This is a genomic window from Pseudoalteromonas sp. SWYJZ98 (assembly GCF_015864495.1).
Lineage (GTDB): Bacteria > Pseudomonadota > Gammaproteobacteria > Enterobacterales > Alteromonadaceae > Pseudoalteromonas > Pseudoalteromonas distincta.
Genome location: NZ_JADYXA010000018.1, coordinates 13,034 through 37,482, shown reverse-complemented (window position 1 = coordinate 37,482; position 24,449 = coordinate 13,034). Strand labels below are relative to the sequence as shown.

Here is a 24,449-nt window from a genome sequence, read left to right as displayed (position 1 = left end):
TTATCCAAACAAAAAAATGCCACCTTACGGTGGCATTTACACACGGGGTTATTTCTACTTATAGAAATCCTTTTACTTTTTATTTGTTTTTTTATGTTGTTTTATTAACAAAAAATATGGCTCCAAAGGTAGCATTTAGTGCTCTGTGTAGCAACAGTAAAAGATAAAGTTCATATATCTGCCATATTAACGTCATAAAAAAGCGCGAAGTAAATTCGCGCTCGTATACTTAACGGGCGTTATATTTTAATACACACGTATTTTTCTTCTAGGTACTCATCCAGCCCTTGATGCCCACCTTCTCGGCCCAAACCAGATTGTTTAACGCCACCGAAAGGCGCTACTGGGTTTGATATAACACCTTCATTTACACCTACCATACCAAATTCAAGCCCTTCACTAATTCGGTAAATTTGCTTAATATTTTGGCTGTAAAAGTAGGCTGCTAGACCAAATGGTACATCGTTAGCAAGTGCAAGCACTTCACTTTCTTCATCAAAAGGAATAACCGTTAATACTGGACCAAATACTTCTTCGTGGTAAATATCCATCTCTGTCGTTACGTTGTTTACTATTAATGGGTTTTGAAAGCTGCCACCTAAGTCACTATTATCGCCAATCAACGTAGCACCTTTATCGAGTGCGTCTTGTACTAACTGTTGTACTTTCTCTTTGGCTTTAGGGTAAATGAGTGGGCCAATATCAACATCGTCTTCAAAACCATTTGCCACTTTTAACGCTGCAACCTTAGGCGTGATTTTTGACAGTACTTTGTCGAGAATATTACGCTGTATAAAGATACGGTTTGCAGCAACACATGCCTGCCCACTATTTCTAAATTTAGCCGCCATTAGCCCTTCTACAGCTTCATCTAAATCTGCATTATCAAAAATGATAAAAGGCGCATTGCCGCCAAGCTCCATCGAGGTGCGTTTAATTGTGTCTGCACATTGCGACAGCAACTGCTTACCTACACCGGTAGAGCCGGTAAATGTAAACTTACGCACGATTTCTGAGTCAGTCAGCATTTTACCTACTGTTTTGGCATCTTGTGAAACCAGTACATTAAATGCACCTTTAACAAAACCAGCTTGATCGGCCAGATAAGCAAGTGCGATAGCGCATAGTGGCGTATGTTCAGAAGGTTTAAGTATAAAGCTACAGCCCGCAGCGTAAGCTGGAGCTACTTTACGAGTAACCATAGCAATAGGAAAGTTCCACGGTGTAATCCCAGCTACAACACCGACAGGCTGCTTAAAGCTAGTTAAACGATGCGAGTCATCTGTTGGCGGAATTACATCTCCGTAACTACGTTTGGCTTCTTCTGCAAACCATTTGATAAAACCTGCACCGTAGTTAATTTCGCCAAGGGATTCTTTGAGCGGCTTGCCTTGCTCTTTGGTCATAAGCTCTGCAAGTGTTTGTTTGTGTTTTATAACTAGCTCATACCAGCGCATCAAGGTTTCGCTTCGCTCAGTGGCATTTGTCGTTTTTAACTTAACAAAAGCCCCTTGAGCTGCGGTTATTGCGCTATTTACACCCTGCTCGTCAATATCGCTTACTTCAACAATACTTTTTTCGGTAGCGGGATCGTTAACGCTAAAGCGCGTATCGGTTTTATAAAATTCGCCGTTAATAAATGAGTCTGAGAAAATAAGATTACTCAAAATAAACCTCCAAAATAGATTTTAGGGATTGGGTTGAACTCGTAGCAGCGGGTTTACCCCGCGTTTATATAATCTGAAAAAATACGTGATCATTTTGATGTTCAAGTTTGAGATTAGAAAAATTTAACTTAAAACGTTTGAGATTTAAAAACGCGACATAAAGTCGCTGCTACGTATTTATAAATGCTTTCTTGAAACAAAAAAGCCGCTGTATCAAACAGCGGCTTTTAATATATATCGTTAAAAACTAGTGCTCTTCATTAACGATATTGAGATTGTACTTAGGTATTTCAACCACTAGGTCTTCATCTCTTATAATTGCTTGGCAACCAAGGCGTGACTCAGGCTCTAAGCCCCATGCTTTATCTAGCATGTCGTCTTCTAGCTCATCACTTTCTTCAAGTGAGTCAAATCCTTCACGAATCACTAAGTGACACGTAGTACATGCACAAGACTTTTCACAAGCATGCGCAATGCTAATACCATTTTTAAGCGCAGCGTCGAGTACCGTTTGACCTGTAGGAGCTTCAATTGCAGCGCCGTCAGGACATAATTCAGGATGTGGAAGAAAAACAATTTGTGGCATTCTAATCTCTCTTAAATGTTGTCTACTGACTGCCCTGTAAGGGCCTTTTTAATTGATGCATCCATTCTACGCGATGCAAAGTCGCTACTCGCATTATCGACTTTTTCGATAGCTGCTTTAATTTCGCCAGGCTCTTGTGCATTTTCGCGCACTTTTACCAGTTCTGCAATTTCAGCGCGTAAGTTAGCTAGTTGCATATCGTCAAGTAATGCACCATCGGCTTCAAGTGATGCGTTAAGCGCTTCTATTACGCGCAACGCTTCTACTTGTTGCTCTTTAAGCATACGCGCTTGCATGTCGCCTTTAGCGTTGCTCATTGATTCTTTTAGCATGTTAGCTACTTGGTCATCAGATAAACCAAACGAAGGCTTAACTTGAATCTCAGCTTGTACACCTGTTGATTTTTCCATAGCTGAAACACTTAATAGGCCATCAGCATCAACTTTAAAGGTTACACGAATATGCGCAGCGCCTGCCGCCATTGGTGGAATACCTTTTAAGCTAAACTTAGCAAGCGATCGACAATCATCAACAAGCTCACGCTCACCTTGCAGCACATGTAATGACATGGCTGTTTGACCGTCTTTAAACGTTGTAAATTCTTGTGCGCGTGCTACCGGAATCGTTGTATTACGCGGAATGATTTTTTCAACCAAACCACCCATAGTTTCAAGGCCTAGCGATAACGGTAATACATCAAGCAATAACATGTCAGAATCGGGCTTATTGCCAATTAACACGTCGGCTTGAAGCGCGGCACCTAAGGCTACAACACGATCAGGATCGATTGAAGTTAGCGGCTCTTTATCAAAAAAGCTTTGTACTTGGCTACGTACCAATGGCATACGGGTTGAACCACCTACCATAATAACTTGCAGCACTTCTTCGTTTTCAATGCCAGCATCTTTTACAGCACGACGACACGAGCGCAGCGTTTTTTTAATTAGTGGCATAGCCATTTCATCAAACGTTTCGCGCGTTACTTCAACGGTGTATTTTTGATCGTCAAACTCAAGGCCCACGTTTACTTTAGCGTATTGGCTTAATGCTTCTTTACACGCTTTTGCTTTATTGATAAATAAACGTAAAACTGAAGGTGATAATGCTGACACACCTGTTTGCTGCTTAAAGTAATCAACAAGGAGCGAATCAAAGTCATCGCCGCCGAGGCTAGAGTCGCCACCGGTTGCCATTACTTCAAACACACCTTGGTGTAATCTAAGTACTGATATATCGAACGTACCACCGCCTAAATCGTAAACAGCAATAATACCTTCTTGACCTGAATCTAAACCATAAGCAACCGCTGCTGCTGTTGGTTCATTTAATAAACGTAGTACGTTAATACCAGCAAGCTCTGCGGCATCTTTAGTACTTTGGCGCTGTGCGTCATCAAAGTAGGCCGGTACTGTAATTACAGCCCCTAAAATTTCTTGGTTGCCAAAACTTTGCTCAGCTCGTGCTTTTAATGCAGCTAAAATATGGCTTGATGCCTTAATTGGACTAATTTTACCTGCCGCAGTTTCTATTGCTAGCGCACCATTGTGCTCACAAAATTCATACGGTAGTTGCCCATAACTTTGCTCTATTTCAGCCTGAGTTTTACCTAAAAAACGCTTAACCGAAATAAGTGTGTTAGCAGGATCTTGCGTTGCTGCTTGTGCAGCTTCTGCGCCAACAGTAATACCGCCTGCTTGATAACGAACAACCGACGGTAACATAGCCGCACCAAGATCATCAGTTAACGTGCGGGCTTCGCCACTTTGCACTGTTGCAACTAATGAATTAGTTGTACCAAGGTCAATACCAATTGCTAGTTTATGTTCGTGTGGTGCCGCGCTTTGCCCCGGCTCAGCAATTTGCAATAATGCCATAATGCTCTTTAAACTCGTGTTGCTCGCTTTGCAGCAAGTAATTAATCGTCAAATAAACTGTCTTCGATACGCTCTAGTTCTTCACGTAACTTATAAACAAACTTCAGTTTACGAATATTATCTGCGGCAAGTTGATATTGCTGCTCATCGTTACTTGCTAATTGCTCAGCAAGTTGTGCACTGTATTGCGCATTTAATTGCTTAATTTGTTTTTCAAAATTTACAATGGCGGTATCAGGATCGCTAGCTGATGTTAGCTCTTCAAGTTCTTCGCGAAGTTCCATTTGCTGCATTAAAAACATTGGATCTTGCAAGGTTTGCTGCTCTGCACGAATATCAACGCCTAGCTCACTCAACATATATTCGGCACGTTTTACTGGGTGCTTTAATGTTTGTAGCGCATCGTTAATTTCGGCGGTGCTTTGCACAGCCATTAACTTATCGCGGCTGCTCGCATTCGCGTGGCGATCAGGATGTACAGTACGCTGTAATTCCAAGTAGTGCTTGTTAACCGTTGCTAAATCAATATTGTAATCAACGGGGACTGCAAATAATTCAAAGTAACGCATAACTTCAACCAATAATATTCAGAAATAACAAAGCCCTACATTAACTGGCAGGGCTTATTTATACTACAAAGATATTTAAAGCTTAAACGGTAAAGCTTTCGCCACAACCACACTCATCTGCTTGATTAGGGTTATTAAATTTAAACCCTTCATTTAAGCCTTCTTTAGTGTAGTCGAGCTCTGTGCCATCGATGTAAACTAAGCTTTTAGCATCAACAATTAATGTGACACCTTTAGCCGCAAAAGTTTCATCGTCTTCGTTTAAATCGTCAACAAACTCAAGTACATAAGCAAGACCTGAACAGCCCGTCGTTTTAATGCCAACGCGCAGGCCTAAACCTTTACCGCGGTTTGCTAAAAATGATTGTACGCGGTTTGCTGCCGCATCTGTCAATGTCACTGCCATGAGTTTCTCTTCTTACTTCGCTTGTTTGCTTTTGTAGTCTGCAATTGCTGCTTGAATTGCGTCTTCAGCTAAAATTGAACAGTGAATTTTCACTGGTGGCAACTCAAGCTCTGCACTGATATCAGTGTTTTTAATTGTCGCTGCTTCGTCTAGCGTTTTGCCTTTAACCCACTCTGTTACAAGTGAAGAAGAAGCAATTGCGCTACCACAACCGTAGGTTTTGAATTTTGCATCTTCAATAACGCCAGTGGCAGATACTTTAATTTGCAGTTTCATTACGTCACCACATGCTGGTGCGCCTACCATACCCGTTGCCACTGACGGATCGTTCTTATCTAGAGTACCTACGTTACGTGGGTTTTCTACGTGGTCGATTACTTTATCACTATAAGCCATTATTCTATCCTCATTACCTGCTAGGGTATGTGCTCACACTATTAGTGGTGAGCCCATTCAACTGAATCTAAATCAATACCTTCTTGATGCATCTCCCAAAGTGGAGACATCTCACGTAGGCGACCGATAGAGTTTTTCATTAATTCGACGGTGTAATCAATCTCTTCTTCGGTAGTAAAGCGACCAATACTAAAACGAATTGAGCTATGTGCTAATTCGTCGTTACGGCCAAGTGCACGTAATACATAAGAAGGCTCTAAGCTTGCAGATGTACAGGCTGAACCTGACGATACTGCAATGTCTTTTACTGCCATAAGTAACGACTCACCTTCAACAAAGTTAAAGCTGATGTTTACAATACCCGGTACTGATTGGTCTTGTGTGCCGTTAAAGTATACTTCGTCCATATCAGCCATAATGCCGTCGATTAAACGATTACGTAAGGCGCTGATGTGTGCGTGATCTTTTTCGAAATCTTGCTTAGCAATTTTAAACGCAGTACCCATACCCACTAATTGGTGAGTTGCTAGTGTACCAGAGCGCATACCGCGTTCATGTCCGCCACCGTGCATTTGCGCTTCAAGGCGAGCACGTGGTTTACGACGAACGTAAAGTGCACCAACACCTTTAGGGCCATACACTTTATGTGCAGAGAACGACATAAAATCAACTTTAAGCTGTTGCACGTCGATTAATACTTTACCTGCGCTTTGCGCTGCATCTACGTGGAACATAATTTTACGTTCACGACACATTTCGCCAATAGTCGCGATATCTTGAATTACACCTAGCTCGTTATTAACGTGCATGATGCTTACAAGTACTGTGTCGTCACGCATTGTGTCGGCAAGTTTTTGTAAATCAAGTAGGCCGTTTTCTTCAACGTCCATGTAAGTTACTTCAAAACCTTGGCGCTCAAGCTCACGACATGTGTCGATTACAGCTTTATGCTCAGTTTTAGCGGTAATAACGTGCTTACCTTTTTTCTTATAAAACTGTGCTGCACCTTTAATAGCAAGGTTATTTGATTCTGTTGCACCCGATGTGAAAACAATTTCACGTGGGTCTGCATTAATTAAATCAGCAATATCTGTACGCGCTTGGTCAACAGCTTCTTCTGCTTGCCAACCAAAACGGTGTGAGCGTGACGCAGGATTACCAAACTTACCGTCCATTGTCAGGCATTGCATCATTTCTTTAGCAACACGTTCGTCAACAGGCGTGGTCGCTGCGTAATCTAAATAAATCGGTAACTTCATTTCTCTCTCCGCTGCAGGTCAACCTTAAAGTTGACAGCTTACTTGAATGTTTTCCAACTGCTTAATTGCATTATTAATACTGTTATCTTGGCGCGATGCTATTTCTTTCACATCTGATTTTTCCACCAATTCAGCAAGGGTAATATTATTCAAAAATTCTTCTATGCGTGCGCTTAAGTCTGACCACAAATTATGTGTTAAACAACGCATACCACTCTGACAGCCGGTATCGGCACCTTGGCAACGTGTTGCATCGACCGATTCGTCTACGGCGCTAATAATATCGCCAACAGAGATAACGCCCGCTTCACGCCCTAGTAAATAACCACCACCAGGTCCACGAACAGAACTTACTAGGCCATTTTTACGTAAACGAGCAAATAATTGTTCAAGGTAAGACAAAGAAATTTCTTGTCTTTGTGAAATATCAGCAAGGGCTACAGGACCTACACCTGTGTGTAGTGCAACATCCAGCATAGCTGTAACGGCATATCTGCCTTTTGATGTTAACTTCATAACGCCCCCTGCACAAAAGAGTGCAAATTTTAATTACCAGAGTAAATTAGTCAAGTATTATCACTTGATAAAAATTTGATTTATAAACTCTTACTTTTTAAATTGTAGAGTTAACAAACTTTCAATACTTGACCTCTTTGGTCAAGTATTACAGCCATTGTAATTACCTGAGTATTTTAGTCAAGTATTAGCTAGTTATTTACCCATTGGTTTTTATAACTAATAGCTATACCTAAGTTACTTAGGGATAGACTTATTAATTGAGGTAAGAATACCGCGTAAAATATTCATTTCGGCATCTTCTGGGTGAGCTCGGTTAAATAAACGACGTAATTTAGTCATAACTAAACCAGGGTGCTGTTTGATAATAAAACCGGTTTTGAAAAGCGTCTCTTCAAGGTGCTCATAAAACAGTTCTGTTTGTTTTGAGCTTGGGTAAACGGCATCGTCTTCTTCAACCTTTTTAGGTTGTTGATTTAAAAACGCCATACGTGTTTCGTAACTAAGTGTTTGTACGGCCATAGCTAAATTAAGCGAGCTATACTCTGGATTAGCAGGAATACATACGTGGTAATTACAAAGCTGTAACTCTTCATTAGTTAAGCCACTGTTTTCACGACCAAATACTAGCGCTACAGGACCATTTACAGCTTCAGCAACGAGTTTTTCACCACATTCACGTGGTTCAACCATTGGCCACGAAAGCGTACGAGAACGCGCACTTGTGCCAATTGTTAATGTACAGTCAGCGATAGCTTCTTCAACAGTACCTACAATAACTGCATTGCCTAAGACATCAGTTGCGCCTGCAGCTAAAGCACTTGCTTGGCTGTCTATTTCACAAGCAGGATCAACTAAATAAAGCTTTGATAAACCCATGGTTTTCATGGCGCGAGCCGCCGAACCAATATTGCCCGAATGTGACGTGTTAACTAAAACAATGCGAATATCATCTAAGATCATTACTGTGCTACTTTGCTATGCCAAAAAATTGCGCAAATTCTAACATGAAAATGTAATAAGATCCTAGATTCAAAAGGCTAGATCCTATGATCAAACCCAATATAACGATTCTTACATGGATAAGTTGTCGCTGCAAATAAAGTATGGTTTCAGCGACATAAGTTGTCGCTGCAAGCAAACTATGGTTTCAGCGACATAAGTGTCGCTGCAAGCAAGGTATATATCTATACCACCAATTTGTTTTGATGTTTAAACCATTGCCGCCTTTACATAAACATCAAAACGGTTCTTTTTGGTTTTAATTTGCATACTTGGGGTTTTTTCGTTTAAGAATGGCGCATAATCGGGGCGTTTTACAACGACACGCTTACTGGCAAGTGGATAGGCAAAATCAAGTAGGTTGTCAGCGTCGTTGTCTGCACCAACAAGCTCTTGGAATACGCGCATTTCTTTTTTAACTAATGCAGATTTTTCGCGATGCGGGAACATGGGATCTAAATAAACAACATCAGGCATGCTTTCGCATTGAGAGAGCAAAGTATGACTTGAGCCAAATATTAGGCTCATGTTTTCTTTCATCCACACACCAATTTCAATATCGCTATAGGCTCGCTTTAAACCATCGTATAAAAGTGCAGCTACAACCGGGTGACGTTCATGTAATATAACTTTGCACCCTAGCGAGGCAAGTACAAAACCATCTCGCCCTAAACCAGCGGTAGCATCAAGTACAACAGGCGTTGCGCCTTTATTTAAACCCACCGCTTTGGCAATTGCTTGCCCTTTACCACCGCCAAACTTACGCCTATGGGCGGCAGCACCGGTTACAAAATCAACGTTAATTGCACCCAGTTTAGGCTCGTCGGTTTTAAATAGACTTAACCCTTTATCATCGTAATGTAAGCTAAAGCCACTGCAATTTTGCGCCCATTGGGCTAAACCAAAGCGTGTTTCTAATTCATTTAAATAAGGGCGTAACTCTTTAAAAGCACACTGAATAACCACAATAAACTCCGACGATAAAATACGCCTGTAGTATATCAACCGCTTTACTTTAAAGCACTAAAATAGCTCTATATCACTATGATGATTCGTATTGACCTTTGCGGCTTCCGCTTTAGTACGTAAATTAGATATAAGTTCATTGCGGCTTTCGGCAACTTGTTTAAGCTGATATTTGATAAAGGCTAAATCACTATTAGCCGATACAAATAACTGCATTGTTTGATCCAATTGAGATATATATAAAGTGAGATCCGCAGGATTTGCTTGTGTTTGTTGTAGCTTAATAGCGCAGTCAAGTTCATGTAGCTGCTCTATAAACTCTTTAGTACTTTTGTTTTGCTCTACATTTTGAGTAGTTAACTGCTTAACAATATCTTGAAGGGCTGTACTTATTTGAGCTGCCTGCTCATAACTGCTTTCGCTTCTTTCCATGGTAACAACCTTCTCGTTGGTTACTTCTAATATATGCGGGAACAGATCTTTGTAGCGCCCATACAAAGCATCGTTATCAACTGGCATATTTTTTATCAAAAGGGACACTTTGGGATAATTAATGATAGTGCTGCTACCAATATCAACAAATCGTTGAGCATTTCGATGTTGCTCAAGCAGCTCTTGTTCTAACGGGCAAACACCACTTTGCTGGCTGTAAAAAATACCTTTTCCTTGATACCAAAACACCACCACAACATCTAAATTTAAAGGAGCAAAAAAGGTAAAAAAGTATTCACTCAACGATTGAAAGTTATTAGCGTGATAACTTTGTCCAACGTAGCGCATTATACGCCCCATATCGCCTGACTCTGTCATCGCTATTTCCGCTGTTTTATTCGCTTTTGCTATATCCAGTTTTAGCTTTGCACATTTTTGCCTATATTCGTAAAGCACTTTTATACGCGCTATTAACTCTTCTGCGTTAAAGGGTTTAGTGATGTAATCAGATGCGCCGACGCTATAACCTTTTACCCGATCGCTTAGCTCTATTTTAGATGAGAGAAACATAACGGGAATATCCTGAGTATTTTGACTTTGCTTTATTGTTTTACATACGTCATAACCTGACATACCTGGCATTTCAATATCGAGTAAAATAATATCTGGGTTGTATTTATTGGTTAGCCTTAATCCTTCATCGCCATCTTTTGCATGAATTATTTTACAAAACCCTGCTAAAGACTCTTCAATTATATGATGAACATACTTGTCGTCATCAATTGCCAATACCAACTTTGCCATGCCTTAGTCCATTTTATTAGGTGTGCTAAAAGCATAGTACGGTAGGATGAAATTACTAAAAATTATTAGATAATAATTTTAAAATAATAAAAAAGCGCCATTAAGGCGCTTTAATTTGGTTTGTGCTAAATATTAATTTTTAAACAGCAATACCGCTATGGCGTAGTAACGCGTCGACATTTGGCTCACGACCACGGAACTTTTTAAATAATTCCATTGGCTCTTCACTGCCGCCTTTTTCTAAAATATTTTGCATGAAGGCTTGCCCTGTTTCAGCGTTAAAAATACCTTCTTCTTCAAATTTAGAAAATGCATCAGCAGAAAGTACTTCAGCCCATTTATACGAGTAGTAACCTGCACTATAACCACCTGCAAAAATGTGGCTAAAGCCATGCTGAAAACGGTTAAATTCAGGTGGATTAACGACTGAGGTACGGCTGCGCACGTCGTTTAGTACGGCTTGAATTTGACACTCTTCACCCGCTTTATAATCATTGTGGATTTTAAAGTCGAATAACGAGAACTCAATTTGACGTAGCATTTGCATGCCTGAGTTATAGTTTTTAGCCGCTAGTAGCTTATCAAGTAGCTCTTTAGGTAACGGCTCGCCCGTTTCATAATGGCCTGAAATAAAGCTCAATGCTTCTTCTTCATAACACCAGTTTTCTAAAAACTGACTAGGAAGCTCTACCGCATCCCACGCTACACCATTAATACCCGCAACAGGAGCAGCATCAACTTGTGTAAGCATATGGTGAATACCATGACCAAACTCGTGGAATAAGGTTGTCACCTCGTCATGAGTAAACAATGCAGGTTTATCGCCAACCGCTTTATTAAAGTTACACACTAAATAAGCCACTGGAGTTTGTAGTTCGCCGTTAGCACGTACTTTACGACCCATACAGTCGTCCATCCACGCCCCGCCGCGTTTACGGTCGCGTGCATATAAATCGAGATAAAAACGTCCGCGTAGAGTATTGCTACTATCTACAATTTCAAAAAAACGTACATCTTTGTGATAAGTATCAAAGTCAGTAACTTCTTTTACGCTAATACCAAATAAGCGGTTAACGGTTTCGAATAAGCCACTTAATACTTTATTTGCTGGGAAGTAAGGACGCAGTACTTCATCTGAAATAGCGTATTTTTCTTGCTTAAGTTTTTCGCTGTAGTAACCAAAATCCCATGCCTGTAATTCAGAAATACCATGTTTTTGCTCAGCATAGGCTTTTAACTCTGCCACTTCTTGCTCTGCTTGTGGTTTTGATTTAGCCGCTAAATCTTCTAAAAACGAGAATACTTGCGCCGGTGTTTCGGCCATTTTAGTTGCCAGTGACTTTTCAGCGTAGCTGTTGAATCCTAGTAACTGTGCAAGTTCATGACGAAGCGCAAGCTCCTCTCTCATAATATCTGAGTTATCAAACTCACCGGCGTTAGGGCCTTGATCTGATGCGCGCGTAGAAAACGCAGTGTAGGTTTCCCTGCGTAGTTCGCGGTTATCTGCGTAAGCCATTATGGGTAAATATGATGGAAAATCGAGTGTAAATAACCAGCCATCTAATTCTTTACTTTTTGCGGTATCGGCTGCAAGTGCAAGAGCTGATTCTGGCAAGCCAGCTAAGTCGCTCTCATCAGTAATATGCTTGTGCCACGCTAAAGTCGCATCCATTACATTGTTGCCAAATTTTGAGGCAAGCTCAGATAAGCGTGCGCTTATTTCGCCGTAGCGTTTTTGTTGTTCTGGCGCTAAAGCAATACCCGATAATTTAAAATCACGCAGCGCATTAGTAATTGTTTTTTGCTGTGCTGTAGTCAGCGTTTTAAATTCGTCGCTGTTATAAAGCGTATTATACGCGTTGTATAAACCTTGATGCTGACCTACAAATGTTGAATATTCAGATATTAACGGTAAGCACTGCTCGTAAGCTTCACGTAATTCGTCGTTATTCATTACTGAATTTAAATGCGATACAGGGGAAAACATGCGCGATAATTTATCGTCAGCTTCTTCAAGGGGTAATACTAAGTCATCCCACGTGTACGAACCTTTAGCTAACACGTCATCAATGGCTTTACGACAAAGCTCAATACCGTCTTTTAGTGCGGGTACTACATACTCAGGCTTTATTTTTGAAAATGGTGGTAAGCCTTCAAGGCCAATTAGTGGGTTGCTCATAAATACTCTCTTTGCGTTAATGCATTACGTTTTAAATTGGGTCTAAAAGTAAAAAAACAACTCAGCCGCTTTTAAGTTGTTTAATTTTAATAAGGTTGCTCCAGAGAAAAACACAAATAACCCATTAATGAGTCGGCCACTTTATAACGCTCTAGTACCGTATCAACTAAATTATTGCTACATACTTGCTTTTGAGTCAGCGGGCTAATAGCTATAAAGTCTTTTCGCTTGAGCTCATTTATTAATGGGTGCTCTTTTTCAAAACCTCTTGGTGGGCGTTTTAGCGACTCTCCTGACATTTCAAAAATAGATTTAAATTGCTCATTATAAATTGCTTTTTTATAGCTATTTGGGTTTTCATCTATGCAGGTTCTAATTGCGTTAAGCGCCTTTGATTCTGGTCGCCAAATACCAGCACCTATAAAGCATTCGTCATTTGCTAAGTGAAAATAAAAACCCGGGGCGTGTACGTTTTTTCCCATAAAATGGCGAAATTGAATCCCTACATTAATTTTATATGGGGTTTTATCTTTACTAAAACGCGCATCCTTATGGATTCTCATTAAACTACCGCCCACTTTTTTATCTGATGCGACAAAATGGCTAGAAACCTCAGCAAGTGGTGCTTGCATTTGCCTAATGAAATCTAAAGCGGGCTCTCTTACGTATTCCTCATACTGTGATTTATGGTCGTTAAACCAGTCTCTATTATTGTTTTGATCAAGCTGAGCAAGAAATTCGAATGTTTTTTTACTAAACATAGGTCACCTAAACACTCTTTATTTTTAAAACTTAATGTTATGCTAATGCGCATAAAACTCAACGCCTAAGGACATAAAATGACACAACACTTTGATTATATTGCAATCGGTGGTGGCAGTGGTGGTATTGCCTCTGCAAATAGAGCGGCAATGCGTGGCGCTAAAGTAGCACTTATAGAAGCAAAACACATGGGCGGCACGTGTGTAAACGTAGGCTGCGTACCTAAAAAAGTAATGTGGCACGGTGCTCAGGTTGCCGAAGCTATTAATTTATACGCCCCAGATTACGGCTTTAATGTTGAAGTTAAAGGCTTTGATTGGAGCAAGTTAGTAGAAAGCCGCGAAGCCTACATAGGCCGAATTCATAAAGGTTATGACAGTGGCCTTGCTAGCAATGGCGTTACTGTAATTAAAGGCTTTGCTAAATTTGTCGATAATAAAACAGTTGAAGTAAACGGCGAGCATTACACAGCCGATCACATATTAATTGCAGTAGGTGGGCGCCCAAGCATTCCGCATATTGAAGGTGCTGAGCACGGTATCGATTCTAATGGCTTTTTTGAATTAAAAGAGCAACCTAAACGCGTTGCAGTAATAGGCGCAGGTTATATAGCTGTAGAACTTGCTGGTGTATTACATGGTTTAGGTACTGAGACGCATTTATTTGTTCGTAAGCATTCTCCGCTTCGTAACTTTGACCCGTACATTGTAGATACGCTTGTTGATGTTATGGCTGCTGAAGGCCCTACTCTTCATACAGAGTCTGTACCCCATAAATTAGTTAAAGAAGACGATGGCTCAGTAACGCTTCATTTAGATAACGGCAAAACTCACAACGTTGATCAAGTTATTTGGGCTATTGGCCGCGAGCCAACAACCAATGCTATTAACGTTGCTGCAGCTGGCGTAGAAGTAAACAGCAGTGGTTTTGTAAAAGTTGATGAGTTTCAAAATACCACAGCTAAAAACGTTTATGCTGTTGGTGATATTATCGAAAACGGTATTGAACTTACACCTGTAGCAGTTAAAGCAGGGCGTACTTTATCAGAGCGTTTATTTAATAAAGAACTACCTGATGATTTAAAAATGGATTACAGCCTAGTTCCTACTGTTGTATTTAGTCATCCACCGATTGGTACTATTGGTTTAACTGAGCAAGAAGCTATTTCTCAGTATGGCGAAGAAAACGTTAAAATTTATCAATCTGGTTTTACGGCTATGTACACAGCGGTAACTAAACATCGCCAGCCTTGTAAAATGAAACTTGTATGTGCCGGCCCAGACGAAAAAGTAGTTGGCCTACATGGGATTGGTTTTGCGGTTGATGAAATGATTCAAGGTTTTGCAGTTGCCATGAAAATGGGCGCAACTAAAGCTGATTTTGATGCCGTTGTTGCTATTCACCCGACTGGCTCGGAAGAATTTGTAACGATGCGCTAGGCGCTAAACTCTAAGTTCTTAATTATAAAAAGCCCTTGCTAAGTAATTAGTAAGGGCTTTTTAATGTTTGTTATATTTTGCACAACAAACCAGTTAAAACGTCACATTACAAACATCTATTCAACATTAAAAAAACAACTAAGCCATTATTTTAACAGCAAAAATTTTAGACCGATAAAAAGATTAAAAGTTTAAATTTTGTTTTGGCTTTAAAACATTTTAACGATTAGAATCCCGCGCATTTATAGTTTCTCTTGGTTATTTATGTTTTTACTGCGATCTTTTATTTATTATGCCTAGCGGGTGTTGCTCATTTAATTCAACTTGAAGGGTTTGAATTAAAACAGGATGCACTTTACAGTGAAGAAACTCTTACCGAACATATGCAAGATGTTTTAACTTTTTTAAGCTGTATTTTATTTTTTTACGCTTCGCGAATTAACTTTCAACTCAAAATACCGGCTGTATTACTAGCTGCATTATCGGCAATGATGTTTGTAAGAGAGTTTGATACCTACCTCGACTTATACTTTTTTGATGGCGCTTGGCAAAGTATCGTCTATTCAATTTTAGCTGGCGTGTTTGTTTATTTAATAACAAACAGAGGAAGTATTTTTAACGCTTTAAAAGCCTATAGCCTCACTCCTAGTTATGGAATTTGCTTATCAGGCATGGTTACTTTACTCGCATTTTCGCGAATGATGGGCAAAGGCGCATTTTGGCATTCAGTAATGGGTGATGACTATGTACGTGCGGTAAAAAACATTGTTGAGGAAGGTATAGAAACGCTTGGCTATACTTTGATTTTTATTTCAGCCATTGAGCTTGTACTCATATGCCGAAAAAGAATGGCTAAAAATCACAAGCATTGCACTGAGCAAGTAACTCAATAACGTAGCTACATTTTTTATTGGTTACTTTTTTACACTAAATTTGCTAATTGGTTTAATAAATCAATATACTGAGCCTGTTTTTATCAACTCACGTTTAATTGGATACCATGACTAAAGATATATTGCTGCATCCGTTTCTTCTTTCAATTGTAATGATCACAATTGCATTTGTACTAAAAGTGCTTGTTGATAAGCTAGCTAAAAGTCGCGCAGAAAAAAAAGAAAAAGACATCCGTTACATCGCACACAATATTAAGCACTTTATTAATTTTGTAATGATGATATCGCTGCTATTTGTGTGGTCTACTGAAATTCAAAACTTTGCACTTTCTATTGCTGCTTTTGCCGTGGCGATTGTACTTGCAACGCGTGAGTTTATTCAGTGTGTAATAGGCTTTTTTTACCTCGTAACAACTCGCCCGTTTAGAGTGGGTGATTGGATACAAGTAGGTGATTACTTTGGTGAAGTAGCTGAAACGGATTGGATAAAAACAACCATGCATGAAATTGATATACATACTTATCAATTTTCTAGAAAAACCATATACATACCTAATAATAAGCTGATTACCAGCTCTATTAAAAACTTAAACTTTGTAAAACGCTTTGTTACACATCATTTTATTATTGTCCGAAGAGAGAGCTTTAACCCTTACCCTATTCACGACACACTCACTGAGCAAGCTAAGCTGTACTGCGAAGAGTTTCAAGAAGTAGCAAGCCGTTATAATTCGATGATTGAGCGTAAACTTGATGCAAAAATATCTGGCCCAGAACCAGTAATTCACTTTGGTACAACCGATTTAGGTGAATTTAAAGCAAGCTTTACCTTGTTTTGCCCGACAGAAAAAGCGCTTGAGATAGAGCACAAATTAACAGAGTGCTTTTTTGCGTTATGGTACAAAGAGGCTGAAAAAAATAAAGAAGGTGAAGGAGAGGCATAAACCTCGCCTACACAAAGTAAAAATACAAATCGTAGGTGCGAATTTATTTCGCGCTCTATTTCTAAGTCTGTATTTAAAAAGCGAGGTGTAAAACCTCACCTACAATAAACATCAAGCACGTAGGTGCGAATTCACTTCGCGCTTGAGTAATATTTAAGCTGTACCACCGACCGTTAACTGATCAATTTTAAGGCTTGGTTGGCCTACGCCTACCGGTACGCTTTGACCATCTTTACCACAAACACCAACACCTTTATCAAGTGCTAAGTCGTTACCAACCATAGATATTTGCTGCATTACTTCTGGTCCATTACCAATAAGCGTTGCGCCTTTAATTGGTTGGGTAATTTTACCATTTTCGATTAAATACGCTTCTGATGCGCTAAATACAAACTTACCTGAGGTTATATCAACTTGTCCGCCGCCAAAGTTAGGCGCGAATACCCCTTTTTTAACTGAGCTTATAATATCGGCTTGGCTGTGCTCACCACCTAACATGTAGGTGTTAGTCATGCGAGGCATTGGTAAATGTGCATACGACTCACGTCGTGCGTTACCGGTAGGATTTACACCCATTAAACGCGCGTTTAGCTTATCTTGCATATAGCCTTTTAAAATACCGTTTTCGATAAGTACGTTGTAAGCGGCTGGTGTGCCTTCATCATCAACATTAAGTGACCCACGGCGATCAGCCATGGTGCCATCATCAACAACCGTACACAGCTCAGATGCTACTTTTTGGCCCACTTTACCACTAAACGCAGACGCGCCTTTGCGGTTAAAGTCGCCTTCAAGTCCATGCCCTACTGCTTCGTGTAAAAGCACGCCAGGCCAACCATTACCAAGTACAACTTCCATCGTGCCTGCAGGTGCATCAATAGCTTCAAGGTTTACTTTAGCTTGGCGTACAGCTTCTTCAGCAAATTCCATCCAACGTGGTTTACCATCAACAAGCTCTTTAAAGTAACCATAATCTAAACGTGCACCACCACCTGCGCCACCGCGTTCACGGCGACCATTTTTTTCAAGCAGCACTGAGCAGTTTAAACGAATAAGCGGGCGAATATCGGTGGCAAACGTACCATCACTTGCTGCGATTAATACTTCTTCGTATACCGCCGACATTGAACTAATTACTTGCTCTGCATCGGGTGCTAGTTCACGAATATAGTTTTCAAGTTCGCGTAATAAACTCACCTTGTCGGTATCGCTCATACTCGAAATTGGCTGATGTGCTGCAAACTGCTCTTTAGCTTTAACATCACTAAATACTTTAATCGCTCTATCTTCGCCAGCATCTGCGATGCTACGAGCCGCTGTAGCCGCTTTATTAAGTGCTTCAAGATTTATTGCATCAGAGTAAGAAAAACCTGTTTTTTCGCCGCTTACAGCACGTACACCAACGCCACGTTCAACGTTATAAGAGCCTTCTTTAACTAAGCCGTCTTCAAGCACCCATGATTCGTGGTGGCTTGATTGAAAATATAAATCGGCGTAATCCACTTTATGCTGATGTATGTAAGCGAGCGTTTTTTCGAGCTCTTCTCTATTTAGCTGGCTGTCTTGTAGTAAATGCTGTTCAACCGAATTCATAATAAATGCTCTCTAAATCGTTGATGAGACTGCACGGGCATATCTCGTCTAATTTTTTGTAACTGGTCTAAATCTGCGTTGCAGCTTATAAAACCGGTGCCTGTTGGCAATTCACTCAGGGTATTGCCCCAAGGTGAAATAATAATACTGTGGCCATATGTTTGTCGGCCATTTTCATGTGTACCGTACTGAGCAGCTGCAACTACATAACATTGTGTTTCTATTGCGCGAGCTGCTAATAGCGGTTGCCAATGCGCTTGCCCTGTAGGGACTGTAAATGCACTGGGTACTAAAATAATATCGGCGCCTTGGCGTACTAGTTCGTTAAATAAGCCACTAAAGCGCAGATCATAACATACTGTTAAGCCAATTTTACCAAAGGGAGAATCAACAACCACTACATCGCGACCTGCTTGGGTAAAATCTGACTCTCGATAGCTACCTGTTTTATCATCAACGGTTACATCAAATAAATGTATTTTGTTATACGTTGCAACCAGCTCGCCTTGATTATTATATAAGTGCGATGCTGCGTAATACTTATGTTCGTTAAATGGCTCAGGCATTGTGCCTGCATTTAACCAAATATTATGGTGTTGGCACAATTCACTAAGTTGTAATTTGTATTGATCAACTTGCTTAGCAACACGTAACGTATCGTTACCACTTTTACTAAACACTAAAAAAGCTTCTGGCAAGCAAACAAGTAATGGTCTTGTTGCTGGCAGAGTTTTAAGTGCGCGCTTTAAGCTTGCTATGTTGTCATCAGGGTTTAGCCCTGAACACATTTGTAGGGCAACTATTGTGGGTGTGCTTATGCTTGCTGTTTTGTTCATTGCGTTACTGTTACTTGTGCATCTTTAAGTTTTAAATCGACTGATGCTTGTGGCTGATTTTGCGCAGCTTGAGGTAGTGTAACTTCACGACTTTTTCTGTCGAGTTCTTGAACAATAGGATCGTTCATTTTACCCGTTACTTTAAAATTGATCTCTGAGATGACGCGCGCAGAATGAATAACTTTATCAAGTGCTAAAGCAGCAAGCCCTGTTACTGGATTAACCATCCATGCCACTATAACCGGAATGCTTGAGGTTACTTGTGGCGCTACAGCAAGGTCGTAATCTATATCTAGCGTATTTAAATTTGCGTAGCCTTTAATAGTTAAATCGGCAGGCACACCATCCATTTTAGTATCTTTAGTGTAAGCGATACCGTTTTCTAACTGCATAGAGCCTTGCATGCTGTTATAAAAAAAGCCCTTTGAAAATACATCTCTAAAATCAAGTTTCAGTTTACGTACGAGTGAATCAAGGCTCAACAGCGAAAATACGCGTGCACCACCATCACTGATTTCAGTTAAGTGACCTTCCCCTAAATCCCAAGTAACTTCACCACTTAAAGTTTTCACATCAAAGTCATAAGGTGCAGCTTGCCAAGTAAGATCATAATTTAGATCAGCTTTAGAATCCTTAATTGCAGAGGTAATATCAAACTCGCCAAACAACGCGCCTATATCATCACTTTTAAGCTCACCACTTAGCGTTGTTAAGCCATTTTGCCATAGCCCTTTAGTGCGCAATACATGATCTCCTTTATCGATTACAAGTTCTGATATCGATAAGCGCTCGCCATCACCTAATAATGACGCACTCACTTTATCAAGCTGATAGCGATCAATTTTGCAGTCACTACATTCAAACTCAATGGCAGGTATTTTGGTAAGCCAGCTCAAGTCTTCCTCAGGAAGTACATCTGTTATTTCAATTAATTGTTCGCTAGGCTGTGCAAAATTAAGCCTTAAGTAATCGGCATTAATTCGTATAGGCATGCTCGGTTGTGATGTAGGAATAAAAACGCCCGCTCTAAGTTCTTTAGCATTTAGCTTTAGGTATAAATCGTCTTTTGATGGTGCTAAACGCATTTCAAAATCATTAAAGATGATGTTACTCGCATCAAGCATACCTATATTTGCGACCACCTCATTAAGCGGTGGCATAATCCCTTTTGATTTTTTATCTGGGTTTGATTTACCTGCTTTAATTATTTGATCTATCAGATCAAACCAAGGCACTAATTCACTCTGCTCAAGATTTATATTTACGCTTAAGTCTTTTTGGTTTAATCCTAAGTCTTGTTTTCCGAGCACAAAATGGACATTACTAAACTGTGATTTTCCATTTTCTAAAATAGCATTAAAGTAAAACTGTTGATTAGCGTTTGCTGTAATGAGATTAGAAATATCATCACCTTGAACTACTGCATCAAGCGCCCACATTTGTTCGCTATTTTTATTATAAGGTGCGGGTAAGTTACTCGTTAAGCCAAGTAGTTCTGAGTTTACCTGTGCACGGTAATTAAAGCCTTGTTCGGTAAAATTAAGTACTAAACCAATATCAACATCGCTTTGCCCGCTTAAATAATTTTTTAATATACCTTGTCCACTGTCAATTAATGTATCGGCGTCAATTTTGGCGTTTATATCTATGTTTGCTTGGTAATTTTTAGCATCACTTTTGCTGCTGTAATTAATATTTAGCGGCATGCCCAACCACTTCGCAGTCGCATTTTTAAGTGTGATGTTGTCGTTTTTAAAATTAAGCTCGCCAGTTAAGTTTTTAAGCTCAATACCTGGCGTTGCTATAAATACTGGCAAGTCATTTAAATTAACTTTGCCGCTAACACTGGCTCCGCCTTTAAACTTAGAGCCTACTAAAAGCTCAATACTGGCATCGGCTTCGCCTTTGCCCTGTACAACTTTAAAAATTTCAGCAAGAGGTTTGGCAATAGGTGTCGCTGCGAAAAAGTCATGTAACTTTTTCATTTGTGCTTTTTTATCAATTTGCACAATAAGTTCATCTGCATTCATTAAATCTGCAATGCTCACCTGTACACTATTACCAATATCTAAATTAACCAACTTGCCTTGCTGGCTATATATGTCCATTCGCTCATTAGCAAAATGTAGCTGTACATCAGCATTAGTGACCGCTGGCCAATCAGGGTCAAACTCATAGGTTGCATTGTCTATTTGTGCTAATACATCAAACTGACCACTACCATCAGTAAATGGGAAACCAGACAAAGGCCCTGCAAATAAGACTTGTGCTTTAGATACTTCTCCGCCTTTAATTGCACCATTTAAATAGCTAACGAGCTCAGGGCTCATTGCTTTTAATGGGAAATAATGACCTGCAATTTTGGCCTCTGGGGCGAAGGCTTCAGCGTAAAGATCTAATCGAGGATCATCTGTTAGACTAATTTGTAATTCTGCAGCAAGAGTGACTTCATCATTATCAAACCATATATTGTCACTACTTATATGCCAGCCATCATCTCGCTTAGCTAAATCTAGCTCTACATTTAGCTGATTATAATTTATGTCGTTACTAAAGCTTTCGCCTGTAACTAATGTGCCGTTTTCACCAAATAAATTTATTCGACCACTACTTTGATTAAGTAAACCACTTACTCTAAGTCCTTGTGCTGCAGGTACCGACCTTAATTCTTGCCAACCAATATTGTCAGCCTCAAACCATAATTGCCATTGCTGTGCATTAGAAAAATTTAAATAAGCTTGATCTATTTGCCCGCTAGGTTGGCGCTCTAAAAATGGTTCAAGTGCATTAAAATTACTTAGCCCAGCTAGGTTACTCAGTAATTCAAAATCAACTTGATGGAGCCACACTTTATTTTGCGACCCTAGTTGAGCTTCAAACTCTAAACTTGGCCATGCTTTATCGTTACTATTAAATGTTAAACCGGTGCTTTTTAAGTGCCAGCTATTTTGTTCTGGATATAAATGGAATCCACCTTCACTCAGGCTGACTTGTTGGCTTTGCTCTTCTCGCTGCCAACGCACAAAGCTTGGTAGCCACTGCATTTTTATATCGCTTACAAGGCCTTTATCTAGTTTTAGCCACGCTTGTAAATTAATATCGCTATGCAGTTGTTGCTTTTGCGTATTTATATATTGTGCTAACCAGTTAGATACATCGACCTTATTAGCCTGCACATAAATGTCGCCCGCAACTTGCTCTAGGGTATCGCCAGTAAGTGCAATGCGCGCATCAAAGTCACCAACCGAAATACCCGGCAGTGCTAAGCTCCCACTACCAAGATGCTGCTCATCTTCATTTTGCCAAACAATATTTTTGAGAAGTAACTTACGTTCTTTACCATCTTCTAGAACAAAGTTAATACTGGAATTTTCTATTGCAAAATGACCCGTTTTACCCAAAAACAGTTCTTCTATTAGCTCTTTTTGCTCAAAAGAGACTTCGTCGTTGTCAGCGGTTTTAAATAAGTTGGTGATATTTACACTGGTATGAAACCCATTAATAACAAAATAATTAGATCTAAGTTGCAGTGCTTTTAAGCTTTCCCATAAGTTTAGCTCTAAGCTGGTTTTAGCAATGGTGAGTGATATTGGCGCGGTTTCGTTATCTTTAAACGATAAATTCTCTAGTACTAATGCAGGACCACTGCCCTGCCAACTAGCTGATATTTCACCGATAGATAAGCTTATTTCAAACTTTTCGTGTAAATAGCTTTCTATGTCACCTTTGTACTCGTTTGCATACGGGAGGGTATATTTTAAAATTGAAACAATAACGGCCAGTAATACCAAAATTATGGCGCAGGTCTGCCATAACTTTCTAAAACAAAAAAAACAGACCGCTTTTGCTTTCATTACATCATTACCACATCAAACTGTTCTTGGCTGTATAAGCTCTCTGTTTGAATATTGACTTGCTTACCAATAAATAGTTCAAGCTCGGCAAGGTTATGATACTCATCGTTTAGTAGGGCTTCGCTCACAGCAGGCGCTGCATATACCATAAACTTATCGGCAGCGTATGCTCGGTTAACACGCACTATTTCACGTAGTATTTCGTAGCAAACCGTTTCAACTGTTTTTTGCGAACCACGACCAGAACACGCAGGGCATACATCACATAAAATATGCTCTAAGCTTTCGCGTGTACGTTTACGAGTCATTTCAACAAGCCCAAGCGCTGAAAGCCCATTAATATTCGTTTTAGTGCGATCTTTTGCAAGGGCTGCTTCAAGTGAATGAAGCACCCGTCGCTTATGATCTTCACTTACCATATCGATAAAGTCGATAATGATAATACCGCCTAAGTTACGCAGCCTGAGCTGGCGGGCAATTGCAGAGGTTGCTTCTACGTTGGTATTAAAAATGGTTTCTTCTAAATTACGATGCCCTACAAATGCGCCAGTATTAACATCAACAGTCGTCATTGCTTCTGTTTGGTCAATAATTATATAACCACCCGATTTTAGCGTAACTTTACGGTGTAGTGCTTTTTGAATTTCGTTTTCAACGTCAAACAAGTCAAATATAGGCCGCTCGCCTGGGTAGTATTCAAGCACTTGAGAAAGCTGTGGAACAAACTCTTCAGTAAATAACTTTAGCTCTTCATGAGTAAGTTTAGAGTCAACGCGAATGCGCTCCATATCTTCGCCTACGTAGTCACGTAGGGTTCTAAAGGCAAGCGTTAAGTCTTCATGTAGAATACTGGCTTTACTGGTTTTTTTGCGACGAGCTGTAATTTTTTCCCATAGTTTTCTTAAAAAACCGGCATCGTGTCGTAATTCTGCTTCGCTAGCGCCTTCGGCTGCTGTGCGAACAATAAAACTGCCATTTTCATCGCCATATTCTGCGACTATTTTTTTAAGGCGCGAGCGCTCTTCTTCAGTTTCAATACGCTGACTAACCCCTACGTGGGTCGCATCTGGCATAAACACTAAATAACGAGAAGGAATAGTAATATCAGTGGTAAGTCTTGCGCCTTTAGTGCCTAGCGGATCTTTTACCACTTGCACCATAATGTACTGGCCTTGACGAACTAACTCTCTAATATCTTGTACTTTTTTTATTGGTACGTCGTCTACGCCTTCAACAATAGAGGCACTATTTACAATATCGGATGCATGCAAAAATGCAGCTTTTTCAAGGCCGATATCAACAAAAGCAGCCTGCATACCCGGAAGTACACGGCTTATTTTTCCTAAGTAAATATTGCCTACAATACCTAGATTACCGATTCGCTCTAGCTGTATTTCTTGCAGTACACCGTTTTCTATTAGGGCAACACGGCTTTCGCTCGGTGTGACATTGATCAGTAATTCTGTACTCAT

At 40.0% G+C, this 24,449-nt stretch carries 20 protein-coding genes; 3 read left to right on the top strand and 17 right to left on the bottom strand.

The features are described from left to right. Positions 1–239: 239 nt before the first annotated feature. From I6F10_RS11885 to I6F10_RS11825, 13 genes are all read right to left on the bottom strand, one after another. Positions 240–1,667: an NAD-dependent succinate-semialdehyde dehydrogenase gene (locus I6F10_RS11885; RefSeq protein ID WP_024597118.1), complete on the bottom strand. Its 1,428-nt coding sequence runs from the start codon at positions 1,665–1,667 to the stop codon at positions 240–242. A 247-nt stretch (positions 1,668–1,914) separates the two neighbouring features. Beyond that, positions 1,915–2,253, bottom strand: a complete 339-nt coding sequence (fdx, locus tag I6F10_RS11880; RefSeq protein WP_002958430.1) for an ISC system 2Fe-2S type ferredoxin — start codon at positions 2,251–2,253, stop codon at positions 1,915–1,917. A gap of 11 nt (positions 2,254–2,264) precedes the next feature. Continuing rightward, complete coding sequence (hscA, locus tag I6F10_RS11875; protein WP_002958429.1) at positions 2,265–4,127, bottom strand: Fe-S protein assembly chaperone HscA; 1,863 nt, start codon at positions 4,125–4,127, stop codon at positions 2,265–2,267. A gap of 41 nt (positions 4,128–4,168) precedes the next feature. Continuing rightward, entirely contained in the window at positions 4,169–4,696 is a 528-nt protein-coding gene (hscB, locus tag I6F10_RS11870; RefSeq protein WP_024597117.1) for a co-chaperone HscB, read from the bottom strand. A gap of 82 nt (positions 4,697–4,778) precedes the next feature. Further along, positions 4,779–5,102, bottom strand: a complete 324-nt coding sequence (iscA, locus tag I6F10_RS11865; protein WP_002958427.1) for an iron-sulfur cluster assembly protein IscA — start codon at positions 5,100–5,102, stop codon at positions 4,779–4,781. A gap of 12 nt (positions 5,103–5,114) precedes the next feature. Then, positions 5,115–5,498 (bottom strand): Fe-S cluster assembly scaffold IscU, encoded by a 384-nt coding sequence (gene iscU / locus I6F10_RS11860; RefSeq protein ID WP_002958426.1) that lies wholly within the window; start codon positions 5,496–5,498, stop codon positions 5,115–5,117. Between the two features lie 41 nt (positions 5,499–5,539). After that, on the bottom strand, positions 5,540–6,757 hold the full coding sequence (locus I6F10_RS11855) for an IscS subfamily cysteine desulfurase (RefSeq protein WP_002958425.1): 1,218 nt from the start codon (positions 6,755–6,757) through the stop codon (positions 5,540–5,542). Positions 6,758–6,781: 24 nt separating this feature from the next. After that, entirely contained in the window at positions 6,782–7,273 is a 492-nt protein-coding gene (iscR, locus tag I6F10_RS11850) for a Fe-S cluster assembly transcriptional regulator IscR (RefSeq protein ID WP_002958424.1), read from the bottom strand. Between the two features lie 237 nt (positions 7,274–7,510). Then, positions 7,511–8,236 carry a tRNA (cytosine(32)/uridine(32)-2'-O)-methyltransferase TrmJ gene (trmJ, locus tag I6F10_RS11845; RefSeq protein ID WP_002958423.1) on the bottom strand — a complete coding sequence of 242 codons (726 nt, stop codon included), beginning with the start codon at positions 8,234–8,236 and terminating at the stop codon, positions 7,511–7,513. Between the two features lie 249 nt (positions 8,237–8,485). Beyond that, positions 8,486–9,241, bottom strand: coding sequence for a class I SAM-dependent methyltransferase (locus I6F10_RS11840; RefSeq protein WP_197098878.1), 756 nt, complete (start codon positions 9,239–9,241; stop codon positions 8,486–8,488). A gap of 57 nt (positions 9,242–9,298) precedes the next feature. Continuing rightward, positions 9,299–10,477: a response regulator transcription factor gene (locus I6F10_RS11835; RefSeq protein WP_165735298.1), complete on the bottom strand. Its 1,179-nt coding sequence runs from the start codon at positions 10,475–10,477 to the stop codon at positions 9,299–9,301. A gap of 139 nt (positions 10,478–10,616) precedes the next feature. Then, positions 10,617–12,656 carry an oligopeptidase A gene (gene prlC / locus I6F10_RS11830; RefSeq protein ID WP_197098877.1) on the bottom strand — a complete coding sequence of 680 codons (2,040 nt, stop codon included), beginning with the start codon at positions 12,654–12,656 and terminating at the stop codon, positions 10,617–10,619. An 86-nt stretch (positions 12,657–12,742) separates the two neighbouring features. Further along, positions 12,743–13,417, bottom strand: coding sequence for a DUF2461 domain-containing protein (locus I6F10_RS11825; RefSeq protein WP_024605447.1), 675 nt, complete (start codon positions 13,415–13,417; stop codon positions 12,743–12,745). Between the two features lie 78 nt (positions 13,418–13,495). Between I6F10_RS11825 and gorA the strand changes: the two genes are divergently transcribed. The 3 genes from gorA (at position 13,496) to I6F10_RS11810 (ending at position 16,694) form a co-directional block, all read left to right on the top strand. After that, positions 13,496–14,857: a glutathione-disulfide reductase gene (gene gorA, locus I6F10_RS11820; protein ID WP_024605448.1), complete on the top strand. Its 1,362-nt coding sequence runs from the start codon at positions 13,496–13,498 to the stop codon at positions 14,855–14,857. A 254-nt stretch (positions 14,858–15,111) separates the two neighbouring features. Further along, the gene (locus I6F10_RS11815; protein WP_231619945.1) at positions 15,112–15,750 is read left to right on the top strand and encodes a hypothetical protein; all 639 of its coding nucleotides are present in this window, start codon (positions 15,112–15,114) and stop codon (positions 15,748–15,750) included. Positions 15,751–15,857: 107 nt separating this feature from the next. After that, entirely contained in the window at positions 15,858–16,694 is an 837-nt protein-coding gene (locus I6F10_RS11810; RefSeq protein ID WP_024597410.1) for a mechanosensitive ion channel family protein, read from the top strand. Between the two features lie 153 nt (positions 16,695–16,847). Here the strand turns inward: I6F10_RS11810 and tldD are convergent, their stop codons facing one another. Genes tldD through rng form a run of 4 tightly spaced genes read right to left on the bottom strand, consistent with a single transcriptional unit; the run spans position 16,848 to position 24,449 of the window. Beyond that, positions 16,848–18,287, bottom strand: coding sequence for a metalloprotease TldD (tldD, locus tag I6F10_RS11805; protein ID WP_024597409.1), 1,440 nt, complete (start codon positions 18,285–18,287; stop codon positions 16,848–16,850). After that, the gene (locus I6F10_RS11800) at positions 18,284–19,123 is read right to left on the bottom strand and encodes a carbon-nitrogen hydrolase family protein (protein ID WP_024597408.1); all 840 of its coding nucleotides are present in this window, start codon (positions 19,121–19,123) and stop codon (positions 18,284–18,286) included. The genes tldD and I6F10_RS11800 overlap by 4 nt, the downstream gene beginning before the upstream one ends. Next, on the bottom strand, positions 19,120–22,977 hold the full coding sequence (locus I6F10_RS11795) for a YhdP family protein (protein ID WP_197098876.1): 3,858 nt from the start codon (positions 22,975–22,977) through the stop codon (positions 19,120–19,122). Before I6F10_RS11795 ends, I6F10_RS11800 begins: the two co-directional genes overlap by 4 nt. Further along, positions 22,977–24,449, bottom strand: a complete 1,473-nt coding sequence (gene rng / locus I6F10_RS11790) for a ribonuclease G (protein WP_182196160.1) — start codon at positions 24,447–24,449, stop codon at positions 22,977–22,979. Before rng ends, I6F10_RS11795 begins: the two co-directional genes overlap by 1 nt.

What these genes read in the sequence shown, in the direction of transcription:
- iscR (WP_002958424.1), bottom strand. Translation starts at nt 7,273, where the DNA reads ATGAAGTTAACATCAAAAGGCAGATATGCCGTTACAGCTATGCTGGAT.
- trmJ (WP_002958423.1), bottom strand. Translation starts at nt 8,236, where the DNA reads ATGATCTTAGATGATATTCGCATTGTTTTAGTTAACACGTCACATTCG.
- iscU (WP_002958426.1), bottom strand. Translation starts at nt 5,498, where the DNA reads ATGGCTTATAGTGATAAAGTAATCGACCACGTAGAAAACCCACGTAAC.
- tldD (WP_024597409.1), bottom strand. Translation starts at nt 18,287, where the DNA reads ATGAATTCGGTTGAACAGCATTTACTACAAGACAGCCAGCTAAATAGA.
- I6F10_RS11855 (WP_002958425.1), bottom strand. Translation starts at nt 6,757, where the DNA reads ATGAAGTTACCGATTTATTTAGATTACGCAGCGACCACGCCTGTTGAC.
- I6F10_RS11810 (WP_024597410.1), top strand. Translation starts at nt 15,858, where the DNA reads ATGACTAAAGATATATTGCTGCATCCGTTTCTTCTTTCAATTGTAATG.
- I6F10_RS11795 (WP_197098876.1), bottom strand. Translation starts at nt 22,977, where the DNA reads ATGAAAGCAAAAGCGGTCTGTTTTTTTTGTTTTAGAAAGTTATGGCAG.
- gorA (WP_024605448.1), top strand. Translation starts at nt 13,496, where the DNA reads ATGACACAACACTTTGATTATATTGCAATCGGTGGTGGCAGTGGTGGT.
- I6F10_RS11800 (WP_024597408.1), bottom strand. Translation starts at nt 19,123, where the DNA reads ATGAACAAAACAGCAAGCATAAGCACACCCACAATAGTTGCCCTACAA.
- I6F10_RS11825 (WP_024605447.1), bottom strand. Translation starts at nt 13,417, where the DNA reads ATGTTTAGTAAAAAAACATTCGAATTTCTTGCTCAGCTTGATCAAAAC.
- hscA (WP_002958429.1), bottom strand. Translation starts at nt 4,127, where the DNA reads ATGGCATTATTGCAAATTGCTGAGCCGGGGCAAAGCGCGGCACCACAC.
- hscB (WP_024597117.1), bottom strand. Translation starts at nt 4,696, where the DNA reads ATGCGTTACTTTGAATTATTTGCAGTCCCCGTTGATTACAATATTGAT.
- prlC (WP_197098877.1), bottom strand. Translation starts at nt 12,656, where the DNA reads ATGAGCAACCCACTAATTGGCCTTGAAGGCTTACCACCATTTTCAAAA.
- fdx (WP_002958430.1), bottom strand. Translation starts at nt 2,253, where the DNA reads ATGCCACAAATTGTTTTTCTTCCACATCCTGAATTATGTCCTGACGGC.
- rng (WP_182196160.1), bottom strand. Translation starts at nt 24,449, where the DNA reads ATGAGTACAGAATTACTGATCAATGTCACACCGAGCGAAAGCCGTGTT.
- iscA (WP_002958427.1), bottom strand. Translation starts at nt 5,102, where the DNA reads ATGGCAGTGACATTGACAGATGCGGCAGCAAACCGCGTACAATCATTT.
- I6F10_RS11835 (WP_165735298.1), bottom strand. Translation starts at nt 10,477, where the DNA reads ATGGCAAAGTTGGTATTGGCAATTGATGACGACAAGTATGTTCATCAT.